The 18,999-nt window shown below is 70.8% G+C and carries 15 protein-coding genes; 5 read left to right on the top strand and 10 right to left on the bottom strand.

Translation table 11 applies throughout. The annotated features are described in order from the left end of the window. Positions 1-50: 50 nt before the first annotated feature. Positions 51-548 carry a MarR family transcriptional regulator gene (locus ACFYWJ_RS14015; RefSeq protein WP_355282732.1) on the top strand — a complete coding sequence of 166 codons (498 nt, stop codon included), beginning with the start codon at positions 51-53 and terminating at the stop codon, positions 546-548. Here the strand turns inward: ACFYWJ_RS14015 and ACFYWJ_RS14010 are convergent. Next, positions 541-1,392, bottom strand: coding sequence for a DoxX family protein (locus ACFYWJ_RS14010; protein WP_355282729.1), 852 nt, complete (start codon positions 1,390-1,392; stop codon positions 541-543). The genes ACFYWJ_RS14015 and ACFYWJ_RS14010 overlap by 8 nt on opposite strands. 90 nt (positions 1,393-1,482) lie before the next feature. On the opposite strand from ACFYWJ_RS14010, the gene ACFYWJ_RS14005 reads away from it, so the two are divergent. Beyond that, a complete protein-coding gene (locus tag ACFYWJ_RS14005) occupies positions 1,483-2,607 on the top strand; it encodes a PQQ-dependent sugar dehydrogenase (protein WP_355282726.1) in 1,125 nt (374 codons plus the stop codon). Positions 2,608-2,658: 51 nt separating this feature from the next. On the opposite strand, the gene gatB is transcribed toward ACFYWJ_RS14005, so the two are convergent. From gatB to ACFYWJ_RS13965, 8 genes are all read right to left on the bottom strand, one after another. Further along, on the bottom strand, positions 2,659-4,164 hold the full coding sequence (gene gatB, locus ACFYWJ_RS14000; protein ID WP_355282723.1) for an Asp-tRNA(Asn)/Glu-tRNA(Gln) amidotransferase subunit GatB: 1,506 nt from the start codon (positions 4,162-4,164) through the stop codon (positions 2,659-2,661). A gap of 21 nt (positions 4,165-4,185) precedes the next feature. Next, on the bottom strand, positions 4,186-5,559 hold the full coding sequence (locus tag ACFYWJ_RS13995) for an alpha/beta fold hydrolase (RefSeq protein ID WP_355282719.1): 1,374 nt from the start codon (positions 5,557-5,559) through the stop codon (positions 4,186-4,188). A gap of 47 nt (positions 5,560-5,606) precedes the next feature. Next, positions 5,607-6,641, bottom strand: a complete 1,035-nt coding sequence (locus tag ACFYWJ_RS13990) for an ATP-dependent 6-phosphofructokinase (RefSeq protein WP_355282716.1) — start codon at positions 6,639-6,641, stop codon at positions 5,607-5,609. Positions 6,642-6,668: 27 nt separating this feature from the next. Then, positions 6,669-7,559 carry a hypothetical protein gene (locus tag ACFYWJ_RS13985; protein ID WP_355282713.1) on the bottom strand — a complete coding sequence of 297 codons (891 nt, stop codon included), beginning with the start codon at positions 7,557-7,559 and terminating at the stop codon, positions 6,669-6,671. 110 nt (positions 7,560-7,669) lie between these two features. Beyond that, entirely contained in the window at positions 7,670-8,479 is an 810-nt protein-coding gene (gene fdhD / locus ACFYWJ_RS13980; RefSeq protein ID WP_355282710.1) for a formate dehydrogenase accessory sulfurtransferase FdhD, read from the bottom strand. Positions 8,480-8,516: 37 nt separating this feature from the next. Then, positions 8,517-9,158, bottom strand: a complete 642-nt coding sequence (locus ACFYWJ_RS13975) for a DUF1345 domain-containing protein (RefSeq protein ID WP_355282707.1) — start codon at positions 9,156-9,158, stop codon at positions 8,517-8,519. 48 nt (positions 9,159-9,206) lie between these two features. Further along, on the bottom strand, positions 9,207-10,133 hold the full coding sequence (locus ACFYWJ_RS13970; RefSeq protein WP_355282868.1) for a LysR family transcriptional regulator: 927 nt from the start codon (positions 10,131-10,133) through the stop codon (positions 9,207-9,209). A gap of 1 nt (position 10,134) precedes the next feature. Continuing rightward, positions 10,135-11,376 (bottom strand): FUSC family protein, encoded by a 1,242-nt coding sequence (locus ACFYWJ_RS13965; RefSeq protein WP_355282705.1) that lies wholly within the window; start codon positions 11,374-11,376, stop codon positions 10,135-10,137. Between the two features lie 327 nt (positions 11,377-11,703). Here ACFYWJ_RS13965 and ACFYWJ_RS13960 point away from each other — a divergent pair, with 327 nt between their 5' ends. From ACFYWJ_RS13960 to ACFYWJ_RS13950, 3 genes are read left to right on the top strand one after another with little or no spacing between them, the layout of a single operon-like run. Beyond that, positions 11,704-14,025, top strand: a complete 2,322-nt coding sequence (locus tag ACFYWJ_RS13960) for an FdhF/YdeP family oxidoreductase (RefSeq protein ID WP_355282702.1) — start codon at positions 11,704-11,706, stop codon at positions 14,023-14,025. A gap of 18 nt (positions 14,026-14,043) precedes the next feature. Then, positions 14,044-14,709, top strand: coding sequence for a hypothetical protein (locus ACFYWJ_RS13955; protein ID WP_355282699.1), 666 nt, complete (start codon positions 14,044-14,046; stop codon positions 14,707-14,709). Between the two features lie 12 nt (positions 14,710-14,721). After that, positions 14,722-15,231, top strand: a complete 510-nt coding sequence (locus ACFYWJ_RS13950; RefSeq protein ID WP_355282697.1) for an NAD(P)H-dependent oxidoreductase — start codon at positions 14,722-14,724, stop codon at positions 15,229-15,231. A gap of 10 nt (positions 15,232-15,241) precedes the next feature. Here ACFYWJ_RS13950 and ACFYWJ_RS13945 read toward each other — a convergent pair whose 3' ends face one another. Further along, positions 15,242-18,991, bottom strand: a complete 3,750-nt coding sequence (locus tag ACFYWJ_RS13945; protein WP_387163235.1) for a protein kinase — start codon at positions 18,989-18,991, stop codon at positions 15,242-15,244. Positions 18,992-18,999 lie beyond the last annotated feature (8 nt).

Raw genomic sequence — 18,999 nt, 5'->3', positions numbered from 1 at the left:
GTCAAAGTAGATTGCGGGCAATAGGATGTCAACCGATGCGAAAGGAACCCATGACTCCCTCGGACGCCGGTACGCGGTATCAACGGATCCACGAGGGCCTGCGCGCCTACGGCGCGAACTACCGGGAATTCACCCACCGATTCGCGGCATGGCTCGGGTTGCACTCCACCGATGCCGAGGCGCTGATCGAGATCCTCACCGCGGAGGAACGTGGCGGAACTCTCTCACCCGCGCGGCTGAGCGAGCGGATCGCGTTGTCCAACAGCGCGACCACCGCACTGCTGAACCGGCTCGAGAAGGCCGGTCACATCGTCCGCAGCCGCGAGCACGACGACCGGCGCATCGTCACCCTGCGCAGCACCCCCCGCATCCACGACCTGGCCGACGACTTCTTCGGACCGCTCGGAGTGAAGGTGGAGGAGACGGTGATGGGGAGATACTCCCCCGCCGAACTGCGGCGGTTCGAGGAATTCCTGGCCGATGTGCGGATCACCATGACCGCTCACCTGGCCGAACCCGCACCGCCGCAGCCGTCCGGACTCAGTTGAACGGGCCGATGCCCGTCAGCGGGTTGCCGCCGTGGAGGAACAGGTAGCTGGCGATCGCGGCGGCGATGGCGAGCAGGACGACGGTGAAGGAGCCGTAGGCGGGGCGGGTGGCCCAGCCGCGGGCGCGGTCGAAGGACCAGCGGCCGGGGCCGGTGAGGATGATCGCCAGGGCGGCGCCGGCCAGGACCGAGTCGAGCTCGACGCCGGTGGGTGTGCCCGCGTTGTACTGGAAGCCGGCGATCATGCCCTGCTTCCACATCCAGGCGGTGAGGATCGTCGCCAGCACGGCGCCCGCGGCGAGCGGGGTGGCCAGGCCGAGCACGAGCAGGATGCCGCCGCCGAGTTCGCCGGCGATCACCAGGGCGGTCGACAGCGACGGGTAGTCCCAGCCGCCGTTCTCCATCATCGCCTTGGTGCCGTCGAGGCCGGGGCCGTGGAACCAGCCGGTGAGCTTCTGCAGCCCGTGGTAGATGAAGGTGTAGCCGACCACCAGGCGCAGCACGAACAGCCCGAGGTCGAGGGTGCCGCGGCGGGGCTCGCGATTGCGGCGCTGCAGCCGGACCGTGCCCGCCGTGGCGGCGGCCGCGGGCGGGATCGACGCGTAGCCGTAGCCGTCGTCGCCACCGCCGGACGCCTGCGCGGCGCTTGCGCTCGGCACCTCGTCACCGGGGTCGAGGCCGAGGTCCTCGTCGGTGCGCGGAATGTCCTTGTGCAGATCCGGTTTCGGCATCTGCGTGGTGGGCGAATCGTACGGGCTGGTCACCGGGCGACCCGACGACGACGCCGGTGGCCCGGTCGGCGCCGGCCCGTCGGCGTGCGGTGTGTCATTCGACTTGTCGGTCACCGCCTCACCCTATGACGTGCCGACTCGGTGTGCCGGTCTTCCCCGGAACAGGCGTGTCAGCCGCACTCGGCTGCCGGTAACGTCTGTGCCATGAGTTCGGTATTCGCGGGCCGCGTGGCGATCGGGTTGGCACTGGGCACCGTCTTGGTCGCCGGGTGCGCCCGGTTCGACGAGTCGGCGTCGAGCCCGTTCACCACCGAGCCGTCGCTGGGTGGGTCCAATGTGGAGCCGAAGAAGCCGCAGGATTCGCCGTCGCAGGTACCGCGGCCGACCGGACCGTGCATCGATCCCGACCCGAATGTCATCGCCACCTGTATGGATTCGGCCGCCGGGCTGATCCCCGTCGGTGACGGCGCGCTGGTGGCGGAGCGGCGCACCGGCCGCATCCTGCGGGTGACCCCGGTGGACGCGAGCACCCCGCAGGAGCCGCCGGTGGAGGTCGCGAGCGTGCCGGTCGACGGTTCCGGCGACGGCGGCATCTCCGACATCGTGCTCTCGCCCACCTTCGGCGAGGACGGGCTGATGTACGCCTACATCACCACCGGCAGCGACAACCGGGTGGTCCGGCTGTCCAGCAACGGTGGCGCGCCCAAGGAGATCCTGACCGGAATCCCGAAGGGCGCCACCGGGAATCGCGGCGCCATCGAATGGGCGACGCCCACCCAGCTGCTCGTCCTCACCGGCGACGCGGGAAACCCCGGCGCGGCGGCCGATCCCGGCTCGCTCGGCGGCAAGGTGCTGCGCCTCGAGTCGCCGTCCTCGGGCGCCAACAGCCCGCAGGTGGTGGCCTCGGGCCTCGGCACGGCGGGCGACCTGTGCCGCGACGGCAAGAACGGCATGTGGGTCACCGATCGCACGGCCGCCGAGGACCGGCTGCAGCATCTGAGCACCGAGGGCACGCTGACCGTCTCGTGGACCTGGCCGGACCGGCCGGGCGTCGGCGGGTGCACGGCCACCGGTGACGGTGTCGCGGTGGCCCTGTCCGAGGGCAAGGCGCTGGCCGCGATCGCCGCCGACCCCAACACCTATGCCGTCACCACCGCGCCCACCTTGATCGCCCAGGACAAGTACGGCAAGCTGCTCGGCGCCACCGCCGCCTCCGACGGCAGCGTCTGGGTGACCACGATCAACAAGGCCGACGGCACGCCAGGCGAATTCGACGACCGCGTCGTGCGCATCCCACCGCCGCAGGGCGGAGCGGGCGGGCCCGACTAGTACGCCACCGCCCCCACCGGATTCCGGTGGGGGCGGTCGTATGTCACACCGCTACGCGCAGGCGGCCAGGACCAGTTCGCGGACCTTGGCCGCGTCGGCCTGGCCGCGGGTGGCCTTCATGACGTCGCCGACGATCTTGCCCGCCGCCTGGACCTTGCCGGAGCGGATCTTCTCGGCGATGTCGGGGTTGGCGGCCAGCGCCTTCTCGACCTCGACCTGCAGGGCGGAGTCGTCGCTGACCATGCCGAGGCCCTTGGCCTCGACGATCGCGGCGGGCTCGCCCTCGCCCGCGAGGACGAAGTCGACGACCTGCTTGGCGACCTTGTTGTTGACGGTCTTGGCCTCGACCAGCGCGATCACCGCGGCCACCTGCGCGGGCGTGATCGGCAGCTCGGCGAGGGCGACCTCGCGCTCCTTGGCCTTCTCGGTCAGGTAGGCGACCCACCACGACCGCGCCTCGTTCGCGGGGGCGCCCGCCTCGACGGTGGCGATGATCAGGTCGAGGGCGCCCGCGTTGACCAGGTCGCGCATGACCTCGTCGGACAGCCCCCAGTCGGCCTGGATCCGGGCCCGCACCAGCCACGGGTACTCGGGGATGGTGGCGCGCAGTTCCTCGACCCACTCGGCGGCGGGCGCGACCGGCTCGAGGTCCGGCTCCGGGAAGTAGCGGTAGTCCTCGGCGGTCTCCTTGCGGCGACCGGCGGAGGTGGAGCCGTCGGCCTCGTTGAAGTGCCTGGTCTCCTGGACGATCTCGCCGCCGTCGGTGAGCACGGCCGCCTGCCTGCGCATCTCGTAGCGCACCGCGACCTCGACGCTCTTGAGCGAGTTCACGTTCTTGGTCTCGGTGCGGGTACCGAACTCCTTCGCACCCACCGGCATCAGCGACACGTTGGCGTCGCAGCGCAGCGAGCCCTGCTCCATCTTCACGTCGGAGACGTTGAGCGAGCGCAGCACCTCGCGCAGCGCGGTGACGTAGGCGCGGGCCACCTCGGGCGCGCGCTCACCGGCGCCGGTGATCGGCTTGGTGACGATCTCGATCAGCGGCACGCCGGCGCGGTTGAAGTCGAGCAGCGAGTGGCTGGCGCCGTGGATCCGGCCGGTCGCGCCGCCCACGTGCAGCGACTTGCCGGTGTCCTCCTCCATGTGGGCGCGCTCGATGTCGACCCGGAAGGTGGAGCCGTCGTCGAGCACCACGTCGAGGAACCCGTCGGTGGCGATCGGCTCGTCGTACTGGCTGATCTGGTAGTTCTTCGGCTGATCGGGGTAGAAGTAGTTCTTGCGCGCGAACCGGCCCCACGGGGTGATCGAACAGTTCAGCGCGAGACCGATCCGGATGGCCGACTCGACGGCCTTCTCGTTGACCACCGGCAGCGAGCCGGGCAGGCCGAGGCAGACCGGGCACACCTGGGTATTGGGGTCGGCGCCGAACTCGGTGGGGCATCCGCAGAACATCTTGGTCGCCGTGGACAACTCGACGTGGACCTCCATGCCGAGCACCGGCTCGTACCGGGAGATGACATCGGAATAGTCCATCAACTCGACCGTGGGTGCGCTCATAGCTGTCTATCTTAGGAAGCTCTAGCGGGGCGGGACGCGCTGGGTGAGCCAGTCGGTGACATAGGTCAGCACGGCCGGGTCGATGGTGGTCTCGATGGAGGAGTATTCGCTGGGTTTGCCCGTTTCGGTGGGCTGCATCAGGTGGTTGACGCCGGGAAAGGTGTAGACGGTGGCGTCGGGGTCGCCCGCCAGGTTGGCCCGCATCGGCGGCTCGTTCTGCGTGGCGAGCACCTGCTGGTCCTTGTCGCCGAAGAAGGCCAGCACCGGTACCCGCAGCGCTTCCAGCGCGGGCTTCGGGTCGTAGGTGATGAACGAGGCCATGTACGGGGTGTTGAAGGAGTCGAGCGTCTCCTGGGACGCGCGCTGGTCGGGCGGCAGCGAGTCGTTGTGCTGCTGGGCGAAGGTCTTGGCACCCTCGATGTCACCGGCGCGCAGCATCGCCGACCACTGGGTGACGTAGTCGACCTGCGCGTCGATCTCGTTCTGCGGCGCGCCCGCCGAGGCCATGATCACCTTGTTCTGCTCGATCAGCACATCGGCACCGACCACCGAGGGACCGGCCATGAGCACCGCGAACGCGACATTGCTGTCGGGCCGCGCGGCGACCAGCGGGGCGAGATAGCCGCCCTCGCTGTGCCCGAACAGGCCGACCTTCGCCGGGTCGATCTCGGGCCGGGCGCGCAGGAACGCAACGCCGGCGGCCGCGTCGGCCGCGAGGTCGGGATAGGTGGCGTCGTCGAGGTTGCCGCCGGTGCCGCCGACGCCGCGGTCGTCGGTGCGCAGCACGGCGTAGCCGGCGCGGGTGAAGGTGTCGGCCAGCAGGTGGAACGGGCGGTGGCCCATCAGTTCCTCGTCCCGGTCCTGCGCGCCGCTGCCGGTGATCAGCAGCATCGCCGGGAACGGGCCGCTGCCTTCGGGTTCGGTGAGGGTGCCCGCGATGGTGAGGTCACCGTTGCGGTAGGTGACGTCCTCGCTGCGGTACGGGTACGGCGGCTTCGGGTCCTGCGGCCTGGCGACGCTCTCGACCGGCCCGCGGCGCAGCACCAGCGGCACCCGCTGACCGGCCTGGACCCAGTCGCCGGTGATCTGTTCGCCGTCGAGCCTGCCGCGGAAACCCGGGTCGCCCGGTGCGTCGGGGACCGTGAACTCGACCCGGTCCGGCTCGGTGCGCACATCTTTCAGTGCCGCGCCGCGCACGCCCTGCACCGGGATGTCGATGGTGGCCGAGCCGTTCTCGGCGAAGGTCACGCCGATCGCGATCGGCGCGCCCGGCGCCTCGATGTCCCCGTGCCAGGGCCCCTGCACGGCGGGGCCCGCCTCCTCGTCCGAGGAACAGCCCGTCACCAGCGCGGCGACGACGAACAGAACCGAAACGATCACTCGACCGGTACGCATACGGCAACGGTACCGACGCGCACCGAAAAGTCGAGGACCGCGACGGCTCAGCCGAAGAAGGCCTGCGCCTCGCTCAGCCGTTCCGGCGGGACCCGCTTGAGCTGCTTGGTGGCCTCCGACAGCGGAACCAGTCCGATGGCGGTGCCGTGCAGCGCGACCATCTGCCCGAAATGCCCGGCGTGCACGGCTTCCGCGGCGTGCACGCCGAATCGGGTCGCCAGGATGCGGTCGTAGGGTGTCGGGCTGCCGCCGCGCTGCACGTGACCGAGCACGGTCGTGCGGACCTCCTTGCCGATCCGGCGCTCGATCTCGGAGCCGAGCTGCTGGGCGACACCGGTGAACCGCTCGTGGCCGAACTCGTCGATGCCGCCCTCACGCAGCGCGAAGCCGGAATCCGGTGCGGGATGGGCGCCTTCGGCGACCACGCAGATGAAGTGCTTGTCACCGCGCTGGAAACGGCTCTTGATCAGGGCGCACACCTGCGCCACGTCGAAGGGCTCCTCGGGCACCAGGGTCAGGTGCGCGCCCGCGGCGATGCCGGAGTTGAGCGCGATCCAGCCCGCGTGCCTGCCCATCACCTCGACCAGCATGACGCGCTGGTGGGATTCGGCGGTGGTGTGCAGCCGGTCGATGGCCTCGGTGGCGATGGAGAGGGCGGTGTCGTGGCCGAACGTGACGTCGGTGCAGTCGATATCGTTGTCGATGGTCTTGGGGACGCCGACCACCGGCACCCCCTCGTCGGAGAGCCAGCTCGCGGCGGTGAGGGTGCCCTCGCCGCCGATCGGGATGAGCGCTTCGATGCCGTTGTCGTCAAGGGTCCGCTTGATCCGGCCGAGCCCGGCGCGCAGCACGTCCGGATTGGTGCGCGCGGTGCCGAGCATGGTGCCGCCCTTGGTGAGCAGCCGGTCGGTGCGGTCGTCGTTGTGGATGCGGATCTTGCGGTCCTCTAGGAGGCCGCGCCAGCCGTCCTCGAACCCGACGATCGCGTCGCCGTAGCGGCCGTTCGCGGTGCGGACGACAGCCCGGATCACCGCGTTCAGCCCTGGACAGTCTCCGCCTCCGGTCAAGACTCCGATGCGCATGCGTTCATCTTGCCGCACCAGCGCTGTTCAGGCGCAGTGACCTCCGGCGAGCTCGCCGAGATGACCCGAGATCAGGGTCGCCATCTTGTCCAGCATGGTCATGCCGTCGTTGAAGGAGCCCGAATCCGGTTGTGCCGCGAAGGCGATCGCGATCCGGCCGGTGGGCGAGTCGATGAGTCCGAACTGGCGCACGAGGTACTTGCCCGCGAGGTCGGGACCCCAGCCGCCCTTGAATTCGGCGCTGCCGAACGCGCCGAGTCCCCAGCGGTGGCTCGGGATGATCTGCTGCATGAGGCCGACCACGCGCTGGCTCTGCGGCAGGCAGGGCAGGTGCGCAGCGAAACGCACCTGATCGGCCAGCGTCCAATCCGCCTGGCCGTAGACCGACGCGTCGGCCCTGGTGCGGGTGGTCGGCACCGTCGTCGTGATGTCGCCGCCCTCGCGCAGCACGTTCTGCACGGCGGTGGCCGCGGCGGCGCCGGAGCCCAGCGACTGCCACAGGGTGTCGGCGGCGCCGTTGTCGGAGGCGGTGATGGCCGAGGTCGCGACGGTGGCGTAGGAGGCGTTGCTGCGGAGCGCGGCGATGGCCAGCGGCACCTTGATCGTCGACCAGGCCGGACCGGAGGACCAGTTGCCGAAGGTGACCATCTTGTCCCCGCCGACCGGCATGACCGCCAGTCCCACGCTGCCGCGGAAACCCTGCTGCAGGACGTTGAAGTCGCCGGCCAGGCTGCCGGGCACCGCGATCGAGAAGTTGCCGCCCGCGCCGCCCGCGCCGGGGTCGACGGCGGCGGTGCTGGTCGTCGTGCGCGGTGGGGTCGCGGACTTCGATCCGGTGCCGCACCCCGCGGTGAGCAGCACGACGGCCGCGAGCAGCGCGGTGAGCACCACCCGGACGGTGCGCCGATCTTTCGTCATCATGTAAAGCATCTTCGTTTCTAAACTCCCCCCGGGCTTCGATGCCGGGGTAGCAGTCCCGACACCGTACTGGGCAGTATGGCCGAACGCCCACTTCGACCGTGAAACGCTCAGGTCAGACGATGTTCACCCGTGTAGATATTCATCGTCTCGCCGCGCAGGAAGCCCACCAGGGTCAGCTCCGCCTCGGCCGCCAGGTCGACGGCCAGCGAGCTCGGCGCCGACACCGCCGCCAGGATCGGGATCCCCGCCATCACCGCCTTCTGCGCCAGTTCGAAGGACGCGCGGCTGCTCACCACCAGGATCAGCTCGTGCGCCGGAATCCGGTTCTCCCGCAGTGCCCAGCCGAGCACCTTGTCGACGGCGTTGTGCCTGCCGATGTCCTCCCGCACCGCGAGCAGGGTGCCGTCGGTGGTGAACAGGCCCGCCGCGTGCAGGCCGCCGGTGGCGTCGAAGAGCTTCTGCCCGGCGCGCAGCTGCTCGGGCAGGCCGGACAGGACGTCGGTGGACACCGTCGCGGTGTCGTGCGGGATCGGGTAGCGGGTATGCGTGCGCACCTCGTCGAGGGCGGACTTGCCACAGAGACCGCACGCGCCGGTGGTGAGGAAGTTGCGGGTGTGCAGCGGCACCGGCGTGCGCAGGCGCAGGTCGAGCACGTTGTAGGTATTGCGGCCCTCGTCGTCGGTGCCCGCGCAGTAGCGGGCGGTGACGATGTCGTCGGCCGAGCCGATGATGTCCTCGCCGAACAGGAACCCGTGCACCAGGTCGATGTCGTTGCCCGGCGTGCGCATGGTGACGGTGAGCGACTGCCCGTCGACGCGGATCTCGAGCGGTTCCTCCACCGCCAGGGTGTCCGGGCGCTGGATCCGTCCGGTCGGCGACAGCCGGATCGTCTTGCGCCGTGCGGTGACTCTGCTCATCAGGAGGTGCCCATCGGTCGGGTTGCGGTGGGTTCGCTCAGCCGGTCGCGATACCGACCACGAGGTTGATCGTCGTCGCCAGGATGACCGTGCCGAAAGCGTAGGACAGCAGGCAGTGCCGGAGCACGATGGCCCGCACCACCGGACTGGTGACATTGTTGTCGGAGACCTGATAGGTCATCCCGAGGTTGTAGCTGAAATAGAGGAAGTCGCGGTACGAGGGCGGCGCGTCGGAGTTGAAATCGATGCCGCCCGTTGGTGATTCGTAGTAGTGGAAGGCGTACCGCGCCGCGTACATCAGATGCACCGCGGCCCAGGCGGCGAAGACCCCGGCCAGCGCGGTCGCCGCCGCGACATGCCCCTCCTCCGACCGGCCGAGCACCAGGATCGCCACGATGCCGATCAGCCCGCCCGCCGCCGCGGACACCACCGAGATCTCCTCGACGAACGGCTGGAAGTCCTCGCGCCGCACGTTCGCCTCGGCCTGCGCGGCGGTCATCGGCCACAGCACCAGCCAGCCCGCGACGACGAAGGACAGCTCCATCATCGTGATCCCGATCAGGCCGCTCAGGGCGACGCCCCGGCCGAACAGCACCCCGGCGAGCACCCCGACCAGCGCTCCGATCAGGATCGATCGGACCAGCCTGCCGACCGCGGAGATCCCGAGGTGGTTCCTCATACCGAGCGACAGTACCGAACGCGGACCTATTCATAGCCGATGTCGATCTCAGTTCTCGCGCCGCTGCGCCGAGCGCCGCAGGGTGTCGTCGATGCCAGCCGTGCGCGCGGTCTCGATGAGCGCCTTCACCAGGACCGAGCCGGGGTCGACCGCCGGGGTGACGAGCACGATTCCGGCGGTGACGGCCGGGTCTTCCAGGCGCAGGACCCGCACGCCCGCGGGCGGCGGGAAGATCGTGAGCCAGGGCTGTGGCACCACGCAGGCCCAGCGGCCGGTGCTCACGTGCGCGAGCAGCGAGACCACCGAATCGGTCTCCAGCTGCGGCGCCGGGACCAGTCCGGACGGGACCAGCGCGTCGTCGATCAGGTCGCGCCCGCGCATGCCCTTGTGCAGCAGGCACATCGGCATCTCGAGCGCCTCGGCCCAGGTGATCGCGCCTGACCGGCCCGCCAGCAGGTCGGTGCCCGCCAGCAGGACCTGCCGTTCGGCGTAGAGCGGGGTCCGGGTGAGCCCGGCGGTGTCGACGCCGTCGCCGTAGACGATGCCGGCGTCGAGTTCGAAACGCCGGATCCGCGCGACGATGTCGCCCGAGCGCAGGCTGGTCTCGACCCGCGTCCGCACCAGCGGGTGCGCGGTGCAGAACGGGTCGGTCAGCAGGGCGACGGTGCCCGACGCCGCCGGGATCACCCCGATCCGCAGGTCACCGGTGAGGCCGGTCTGCAAAGCGCGCACCTCGTGCTCGAGCGCGTCGCGGTCGGCCAGGATCCGCCTGGCCCACAACACGAGTCGTTCGCCCTCGGGGGTCAGTCCCTCGAACGTCCGCCCGCGCCGGACCAGCGGGACTCCCAGCTCGTGTTCGAGTTTGCGCAGGGCCTCGGACAGGGCGGGCTGGGAGACGTAGCAGGCCGCGGCCGCGCGGGCGAAGTGCCGTTCGCGGGCGAGGGCGACGAAGTACTCGAGTTGGCGGAACAGCAGCTCAGTCGTCCTCGGCGTCGGCGGCCTTGTTGCGGGCCTTGGCGATCTCGAGCGCCCGCTCGGCGGTGGCCTGGTCCGGGTACGGGCCCATCCGGTCGCCGTACCAGCAGGTCTTGCCCTGTTCGGCCTTATGGTGCTTGATGCAGTAGTACCACTGGTTGTCGTCAGCCATGTCGACAGTATGCATCGGTTCGCATGTCATCGGCAGGGAGGTCGGGGGCGTGCCGGGCGCCGGTTCGCGGATCAGCAGGGCCACCGCGACGCCCACCGCCACGCCGATCACCGTGTCGACCGCGCGATCGGTGAGCATGGTCAGCGGATCGGTGGGATCGGCCAATTCGGTCATCGACATGATCAGCGGGGTGAAGAACCCGAGCGCCACCGCGTAGTGGCGGGCCATGAACAATTCGGTCGGGTACAGCAGGGCGATGATCGCCAGCCCCAGCATCGCCGGGCTCGGGCCCGGGATCAGCAGCGGGGCGGTCACCGCGAGACCGAGGAACGTGCCGACCACGCGATGCAGCCCGCGGGTGATCCGACCGCGGGAGTTCGCCGCAGCCAGCGGCACCGCCGCACCCGCCATCGCCCAGTTCGCGTGGCCGACGCCGAGCAGCAGCCCGATGCCGCCCGCGATCGAGATCGCGAGCGCGTAGCGGCCCGCCTGGACCATCGAGACCCGCCCGGCCCGGTGCGGCGCGATCGCCACCGGCAGGACGCAGGTGCCCGCCCGCCACTGCCGCCGGGAGGACTCCAGATACCCGACGACGACGCACAGCGCCGCGGTGACCGCGCTGATCGCCAGCGCCGCGAGCGGATCGGGCTGCGCGCCCGCCACCATCGCGATCGCGCCGAGGGCGAAGATGCCGAAGAACGGGCCCTCCGGCCGCAGGCCGAGCCGGTCGGTGACCGGCGAGACGACCGCGGCGAACACCGCCACCGCGGCGACCAGGACGGCGGGCGAGGCGTCGAGCCGGGCCAGCAGGATGCCGCCGCCCACCGCGCCGACCAGCAGCACCGCCGCCTCGCACTGATGGACCAGCCGCTGCCGCGACGCCTCGGCGAAACCGTACATACCGGTGAAGGATCCGAACACCGCGTAGATGAGCAGGTCGGTGCGGCCCGCGGCGATGAGCAGCAGACCGGGCACGGCGAGGCCGACGAACACCCGGGCGGCGGGCAGATGATCGATGTCGGTGGTGAACCGCCGAATCACCGGCCGCGCCCGGGTCGAGATGGTGCGCAAGGGGTCCTCCGAACGTCGGTCACGGGGCGGTCTCCCCGGCGCCGATGCACCATCCTCACCGCACCCCGCGGCCCGCGTCAAACCACCAAATTGCAGGTGAGAGGCGGTTTTCGGGCCCCTACCTGAGGTGATAAGCGCCGCCTATCGGATGCTCGGAAGTCGGTCTTGGACGCGGGCGGACCAGGGGGCGCACACTCGGACCCACGCGCGACACGCTCGATGTCGGTGGGCCGGTACCGGGCCTACGCCCATCCGTGACCTCGGCGGTAGAGAATCGCAACCGGGCACCGACAGGCTTCGAACACTTCCGATCGAAGGGAACACGTCATGGCTGACGGTCCGTACACCGCGTATGACCCCGACAGCGGCCCCAGCGGCAACGGCGATCGCGACGCGGTGCCCTCGGTGAAGCCCTATCACCACCCGGCCGCGGGCTGGGGCGCGGCGATGAGCGTCAGCAACTTCATGGTGCGCAAGGAGCACGAGTTGCTCAGCGGCACCAGGGCCATCCTCAAGATGAACCACCCCCCGCACGGCTTCGACTGCCCCGGCTGCGCCTGGCCCGACGCGACCGACGGCCTCAAGCTCGATGTGTGCGAGAACGGCATCAAGCACGTCAGCTGGGAGATGACGCACAAACGGTGCACCCCGGAGTTCTTCGCCGCGCACACCGTCAGCGAACTCGCCACCTGGAGCGACTTCGACCTGGAGGACCAGGGCAGGCTCACCCACCCGATGGTCTACGACGCCGCGACCGATCACTACGTCCCGATCAGCTGGCCGGACGCGTTCGAGATGGTCGGCAAGACGCTGCGCGAACTGCCCGACCCGAATCTGGCGTCGTTCTACACCTCCGGCCGGCTCAACAACGAGGCCACCTTCCTCTACCAGCTGATGGTGCGCGAGTACGGCACCAACAACCTGCCCGACTGTTCCAACATGTGTCACGAGGCCAGCGGACGCGCGCTGCAGGCGTCGCTGGGCACCGGCAAGGGCACCTGCGACATCGACGACTGGGACAAGGCCGACGCCCTGTTCGTGATGGGCATCAACGCGGCCTCCAACGCACCGCGCATGCTCACCGCGCTGACCGAGGCGCACAAGCGCGGGGCGCAGATCGTGCACGTCAACCCCCTGGTCGAGGCGGGCGCGCGCAAGGCGATCATCCCGCACGACTTCGTCGACATGGCCACCTTCCACGCCACCAAGACCAGCACCCTGAATCTGCAGGTCCGCATCGGCGGCGACTTCGCCCTGATGCGCGGCATCGCCAAACACGTACTGGAAGAAGCCGAGACCGACCCCAAGGCGCTCGATCGCGAGTTCATCGAGCGCTACACCGACGGGTTCGAGGACTACGTGCGCGAGGTGCAGGACACCACCTGGGCCGAGATCCAGCGCCAATCGGGCTTGAGCGAGAGCGACATCCGCAAGGCCGCGGGCATCTACTGCGACGCCGACCGCACGGTCATGAGCTGGTGCCTCGGCATCACCCAGCACGAGCACGGCGTCGACACGATCCGCGAGATCGTCAATGTCCTGCTCATGCGCGGCAATCTGGGTCGCGAGGGGGCGGGCCCGTCGCCGGTGCGCGGGCACAGCAACGTGCAGGGCAACCGGACGTGCGGCATCGACAACAATCCGAGCGCGGAGTTCCTGGACCGGCTGGCCCAGGTGTGCAAGATCGACCCACCGCGCGCGAACGGCTACGACGTCGTGTCCACGATCCAGGCGATGCAAGCGGGCAAGGTCGAGTTCTTCCTCGGCATGGGCGGCAATTTCGTCGCCGCCGCGCCGGATGCCGCCTACACCTTCGAGGCCTACCGGAAGTGCGGCCTCACCGTCAACGTCAGCACCAAGCTCAATCGCAGCCATGTCGTGCACGGCAGGCGCGCGCTGATCCTGCCCTGCATCGGGCGCACCGAGCGCGACGAGCAGCGCAGCGGTCCGCAGATCACCTCGATGGAGAACGGCATGGCGGTCGTGCACATGTCGCGGGGCATCCGCAAGCCCGCCTCCGAACACCTGATGTCGGAGCCCGCGATCGTGGCGGGCCTGGCCAAAGCCACACTGCCGCAGACCAAGACGCCGTGGGAGTACTACATCGAGGACTACGACCGCATCCGCGAGGTGATGTCGAAGGCGCTGGTCGGCTTCGAGGACTACAACCGCCGGGTGCGGCTGCCGCTGGGCTTCCGCATCCGCCAGCCCGCGCGCGAACTGATCTTCCTGACCCCGTCGGGCAAGGCCGAGTTCTCCAAGGTGACCCTGCCCGACACCATCAACCCGCCCGGCGTGCTCACCCTGGCCACCCAGCGGTCCCACGATCAGTGGAACACCAGCGTCTACTCCGACAGCGACCGCTATCGCGGTGTGAAGAACCTGCGCACGCTGATCTTCATGAACGACGAGGACATGCGCGAACGCGGGCTGAAGGAGTTCGACGAGGTCGACATCACCAGCACCGCCCGCGACGGGTCGACCCGCTCGCTGCACCGGTACAAGGTCGTCCCCTACGACATCCCGCCGGGCTGCGCGGCCGGGTACATGCCGGAGATGAACGTGCTGTGCGCGATCGGCGACTACAGCACCGAGAGCGATCAACCGCTGATGAAGAGCGTGAAAGTCACTGTCACACCATCGAGTTGACCCGCCGAGGAGAACACTGTGAACGCGCATACCCGCAAGACGCTGGCGGCGATCACCGGACATCCGGCGCCCCGCGACCTCGAATGGACCCGGTTCGTCTCCCTGTGGGAGGACCTCGCCGACGCGGTCGAGCAGGAATCGGGTGATCGGCTCGCGGTGCGGATGAACGGGCACCGCGAGGTCTTCCACCGGCCGCACGACGGCCGCGTCGCCATCGGCGACATCGAGCACGCGCGGCAACTGCTGGCCGAACACCCCGAATTGAAGGGCGCCGGATCGCTGTTCGCCGTCGCGATGGACGCCGAGACCGCCCGGATCCTGCACTTCGACCTGGACACCACCGGCGTCAGCGACACCGAGCGCGACGTGCGCAACGCCGACCCCGTCGCCCGGCATCTGCGCACGGTCGAGCGGCACACCGGGCACGACGATCACCAGGTGTATCTGCGCTACTTCGACGATCTCGCCGTCGCGCTGCTCGAGGAGATCGGCACCGCGTCGTTCGTGCTGCTCGGGCACGGCACCGGGAAGTCCGATGTGGCCGAGGATTTCGCGCTGCGGTTGCAGGAGACGAACCACGCGCTGGCCGACCGGATCACCGGCATCGGCGTCCTCGATCTGAGCGCGGCCGACGACGCGGCGATCGAGGCGGCGGCGCAGAAGATCGCCCGGCAGGCCAGGTAGGTGGGGGCGACCATGGCCTATCTGCTCGCGCTCGTCGCCGCACCCGGCGCGGACTCCGCCCCGGCGCAGCTGGCGACCGAAGCCCAGCGGGTCGCGATCCGCAACGACCTCGACGTGGTGACCCTGGCCGAACTCGACACCCTGCCCGGCTACCGGGCCGATCTCGACACCGAGGACGGGCGGCCGCTGATCGCCAACCAGTTGCGCCGCTCGACACTGGAGGCCGACGGCGTGCTGCTGTTCGCCGACGAGGCGACGGCGATGCCCGCGCTGGCCGAGAGCGTGATCGCCTGGCTGACGCACGCGGGGTCGGGCCCGGCGCCGGCGATCGCGGGCAAGCCGGTCGCGGTGATCACGGCCGGGCCCGGTGAGGTGGTCAACCAGGACATGGCGGATCGGTTGCGCGCGGCGGGTGCCGACGTGGTCGCCGACGGTGTGTCGATCACCGGGTCGTGGAGTGATCCGGCCACCATCACCCGGCTCGGTGACACCGTGGTGGCGGTGGCCTCGTCCGCGAGCTGACCCGCAGGGGTCAGTAGACGTAGACCACGGCGTTCTCGCCACCGGTGCAGGTGACGAGCTTGCCCTCAGGCGTGCAGGTCATCGTGTAGGTGCGGCCGGTCACCGGGCTGGCCGCCACCACCGGTCGCGGACCCGGTGCCGTGCCACCGCTGACGTAGGCCGCCCGGACCGCTTCGGCGAAGCCGCAGCTGGTGACCGCGGTCCCGACCGCCGCCTTGCCGAACGCGCCGGCAGCCGCACCGGATTCGCAGGGCTGGGCGCCCGCGGGCAGGGTCACCGGACCGGCCGAGGTGGTCGGTGCGGCGGTGGTCGCCCGCGGCGCGGTGGTCCCGGGGGCACCGCCGGTACTGCCCGGCGCGGCCGAACTCGGCGCGGCGCTGGTGGTCTCCGCCGAATCCGCCGCCGACATCAGCCGCCAGCCGATCGCGCCGCCGATGGCCAGCACCACGACGGCGAGCACGCCGACGAGGATCGGCAGCAACGGCGAGCGCCTGCGCCCCGAATCCCGTTGCTGCCAGGCCGGATCCGGCGCGTAGCCCGGGTCGGGGCCGTACGGATCGTTCGGGTCGCGGTAGGCGTGATCGCCGTAGGAGCCGTGCGGATCGTCGTACTGGGAGTAGGCATCCGGCGCGCCCCCGGCGTAGTGCTGGGTCGCGGCCGCGCGCGCCGGATCGTCGGGCGCCTGGTGCGCGGGGAACGGTGCCGCGCCGCCGCGATACTGCCGGGTCGCCTGGGCCCGCTGCGGATCCTGGTCGTCGAACGGGTCGGCGCCGCCCTGGTAGTGCTGGGTCGGCGCCGACCGCTGCGCCTCGATACCCGCCGGGTCGAACTGCTCGGTCGCGGGGAACAGACCGTCGGGCGAACCGCCGAAGTGCTGGGTGGCCGCTGCTCGCTGCGGGTCGTACTGCTCGGTGGCGGGACCGAACCCGTCGTCCGGGGCGCCACCGAAGTGCTGGGTGGCCGCCGACCGCTGCGGGTCGTATTGCTCGGTGGCCGGACCGAACCCGTCATCCGGAGCGCCCCCGAACGGTTGCGCCGCGGGCGATCGCGTCGGGTCGTACTGCTCGGTGGCCGAACCGAACCCGTCACCCGGAGCGCCGCCGAACGGCTGCTTCGGATCGTAGTGCTCGGTGGCCGGGCCGAAGTGATCCTCCGTGCCCGGACGCTGCGCGGTGGCTGGTCGCGGCTGGTCGTACTGCTCGGTGGCGCGACCGAATCGGTCGTCCGGAGCGCCGCCGAAATGCTGGGTCGCGGCCGAGCGCTGTGCGTCGGACGGGTCGATCGGAGGACCGAACCGGTCGTTCGCACCGCTCACATGCTGGGTCGCCGCGGAGCGCAGCGGATCGGCCGGGTCGTATTGCTCGGTCGGCGGGCCGAACCGATCCGGGGTGCCACCGAACTGTTCGGTCGGGGCTGCGAAGCGGGCGGGCGGATCGGTGTCGTCGGCCGGGCCACCGAACCGGGCCGGGGCGCCGGGCAGGCCGCCCGCGCGCATCGCGTCCGGGCCGAACTGCTCGCCGTCGAACCTCTGCGGCGGCGCGAAACCCGGTGCCGGGGTGGGCCGTCCGTCGTCGAACAGGTCCCGTTCAGGGGCGGCGGGATCGACATCCGCCGGGCCGCCGAACCGGGCGTCCGGGCCGAACTGATCGGCGTCGAACTTTTGTGTCGGCGCGAATCGGGGTGCCGGGGTGGGGCCTGCGTCGTCGAACGATCCTGCGGGGGAAGCGAATCGGGCGTCCGGGTGGTCGAAGCGCTGACCATCGGGGCCGAATCCGCCGGGCGCGCGGCCGTCGCCGAGCGGCCGCGCGGGGTCACCCGGTCGGGCACCGGGATTCGCGTGGCTGTCGTCGAAGAGATCGGCGGACGATTCGAATCGCGGAGGCTGGTCGCCGTACTGCTGGGTCGGCGCGAAACGGGGGTTCGGGTTGGACGGGCCGTGGGTTTCCGGCACGGGACCGTCGCCGCCGAACCGCTGGGTCGGGGCGGCGCGCTGCGGGACCGGGCCCGACGGTGCGTCGAGCCGGGGCGGCGGGGCCGGGCGGTCGGGGTCGGGTGGCACGAAACCGGTGGGGCCGGGGAACGGCGGGGCCGGGACCGGGCCGGAGGTGTCGCCGGGCTGGGCACCGCCGTAGAGGTGCGCGTCCGGGAACGGGCGCATCTTCGGCAGGCCCTGGTCCGGGGTGTAGGCGGGCGGGGGCTCCGGCGCAGGCGGTTCGTCCGCCGACGGGAGCGGGGTGAAATGGGTGTCGGCGACACGGATCTCGGCGGGACCGGTCGGCTGGATCACCGCGGGAATGGAGACCTCGCCGGTGCCCTCGACCGGGATGCGATGGAACCCGGTGGTCTCGGCCGGGCCGGGCGCGACCGCGGGCGGACGGATGATCAGCGTCGGCTGCGCACCGGTCGCGCTGGTCTGGCTGCGCGAGGTCTCGATGCCGCCGGTCGCGGTCACCGCGCCGACGACCCGGAACTCACCGGTCGGCGTCGGCGTGGGCTCCTGGGCGTCCTCTCCCGGCGCGCCGGGGACGGCGCGTCCACCAGCCGTCGATCCGGCAGGCGTTCCGCCGGAAGCCGGACGGCCACCGGTCGCGGCACCACTCGACACGTTTCGTCCTCCAGTCGTCGCACCGTCAGGAGTTCCACCCGGAACTGCGCGTCCCCCGGTGGTGGCCCCGGGAACAGCCCGTCCGCCAGTCGTCGCACCCGCGGGCGCACCGGGAACGACACGTCCACCAGTCGTTGCACCGGGAACAGAGGATCCGCCGGTCGTCTCACCGGCAACCACGCCGCCGGGCGGCACCGGACGAGCACCGGTGGCGGCGGCCGCGGCGCCGAACGCCGCACCGGCCGCGCCGAAGGGCGACTGTCCGCTGCCGACGGGACCGCGAGTACCCGGCGTGTGCAGCGGCGCACCGCCCTGCATCATCGCCGCCGCCAGCCCGTCCCGCGCCGCGACCGCGAGCGCGCCCGCACTGGGGTATCGATCGGCCGGGTCCTTGGCCATGCCGCGAGCGATGACCTCGTCGAGGGTGGTTGGCAGGCCGGGCAGGATCTCGCTGGGGCGGGGCGGCGCCTCGGAGAGATGGGCGCGGATCAGCACGCTCATGCTGGCCGCGGGGAACGGCGAGGCGCCGGTGAGGCATTCGTGCAGCACGCAGGCCAGCGAGTAGACGTCGGCGCGATGCGAGATCGGGCCGACGTCGAAGCGTTCGGGCGCCATATAGATGTAGGAGCCCATGGCCATCCCGGCCTGGGTCACCGCGCTGTCGCCCTCGGTGTGGGCGATGCCGAAGTCGGCGAGGTAGGCGAAGTCGGCGGGCGTCACCAGGATGTTGGCCGGCTTCACATCGCGATGCACCAGGCCACCGGCGTGCGCGGCGTCGAGGGCGGCGGCGATCTGCTCGACGACGGCGACCGCGCGCTCGGGGCTCAGCGGCCCGCCCGTGTGCAGCACGGACCGCAGGTCGGTACCGGGGACCAGGCGCATGTCGATGAACAGCACCCCGTCGATCACGCCCCAGTCGTGGATCGGGATGACGTGCGGTTCGGCCAGCTTGGCCGCCGCCTGGGACTCCCGGCGGAAGCGGACCTGATAGGCGGGGTCCTGGGCGAGCTCGGGCGCCAGCAACTTCAGGGCGACTACCCGGTCCTTGCCGGTGTCGTAGGCCTCGTAGACCTCACCCATTCCGCCCTTGCCCAGCATCGACCGCAACTCGTACGGACCGAACCTGCTCCCCGTCCGTGACCCAGGTGCCTGCACCAGCGTCC

This window comes from Nocardia sp. NPDC003269 (genome assembly GCF_042888005.1).
Lineage (GTDB): Bacteria > Actinomycetota > Actinomycetes > Mycobacteriales > Mycobacteriaceae > Nocardia.
The sequence above is the reverse complement of the archived record's forward strand: the minus strand, read 5'-3'. Positions and strand labels throughout refer to the sequence as shown.

What these genes read in the sequence shown, in the direction of transcription:
- ACFYWJ_RS14015 (WP_355282732.1), top strand. Translation starts at nt 51, where the DNA reads ATGACTCCCTCGGACGCCGGTACGCGGTATCAACGGATCCACGAGGGC.
- ACFYWJ_RS14005 (WP_355282726.1), top strand. Translation starts at nt 1,483, where the DNA reads ATGAGTTCGGTATTCGCGGGCCGCGTGGCGATCGGGTTGGCACTGGGC.
- gatB (WP_355282723.1), bottom strand. Translation starts at nt 4,164, where the DNA reads ATGAGCGCACCCACGGTCGAGTTGATGGACTATTCCGATGTCATCTCC.
- ACFYWJ_RS13995 (WP_355282719.1), bottom strand. Translation starts at nt 5,559, where the DNA reads ATGCGTACCGGTCGAGTGATCGTTTCGGTTCTGTTCGTCGTCGCCGCG.
- ACFYWJ_RS13990 (WP_355282716.1), bottom strand. Translation starts at nt 6,641, where the DNA reads ATGCGCATCGGAGTCTTGACCGGAGGCGGAGACTGTCCAGGGCTGAAC.
- ACFYWJ_RS13985 (WP_355282713.1), bottom strand. Translation starts at nt 7,559, where the DNA reads ATGACGAAAGATCGGCGCACCGTCCGGGTGGTGCTCACCGCGCTGCTC.
- fdhD (WP_355282710.1), bottom strand. Translation starts at nt 8,479, where the DNA reads ATGAGCAGAGTCACCGCACGGCGCAAGACGATCCGGCTGTCGCCGACC.
- ACFYWJ_RS13975 (WP_355282707.1), bottom strand. Translation starts at nt 9,158, where the DNA reads ATGAGGAACCACCTCGGGATCTCCGCGGTCGGCAGGCTGGTCCGATCG.
- ACFYWJ_RS13960 (WP_355282702.1), top strand. Translation starts at nt 11,704, where the DNA reads ATGGCTGACGGTCCGTACACCGCGTATGACCCCGACAGCGGCCCCAGC.
- ACFYWJ_RS13950 (WP_355282697.1), top strand. Translation starts at nt 14,722, where the DNA reads ATGGCCTATCTGCTCGCGCTCGTCGCCGCACCCGGCGCGGACTCCGCC.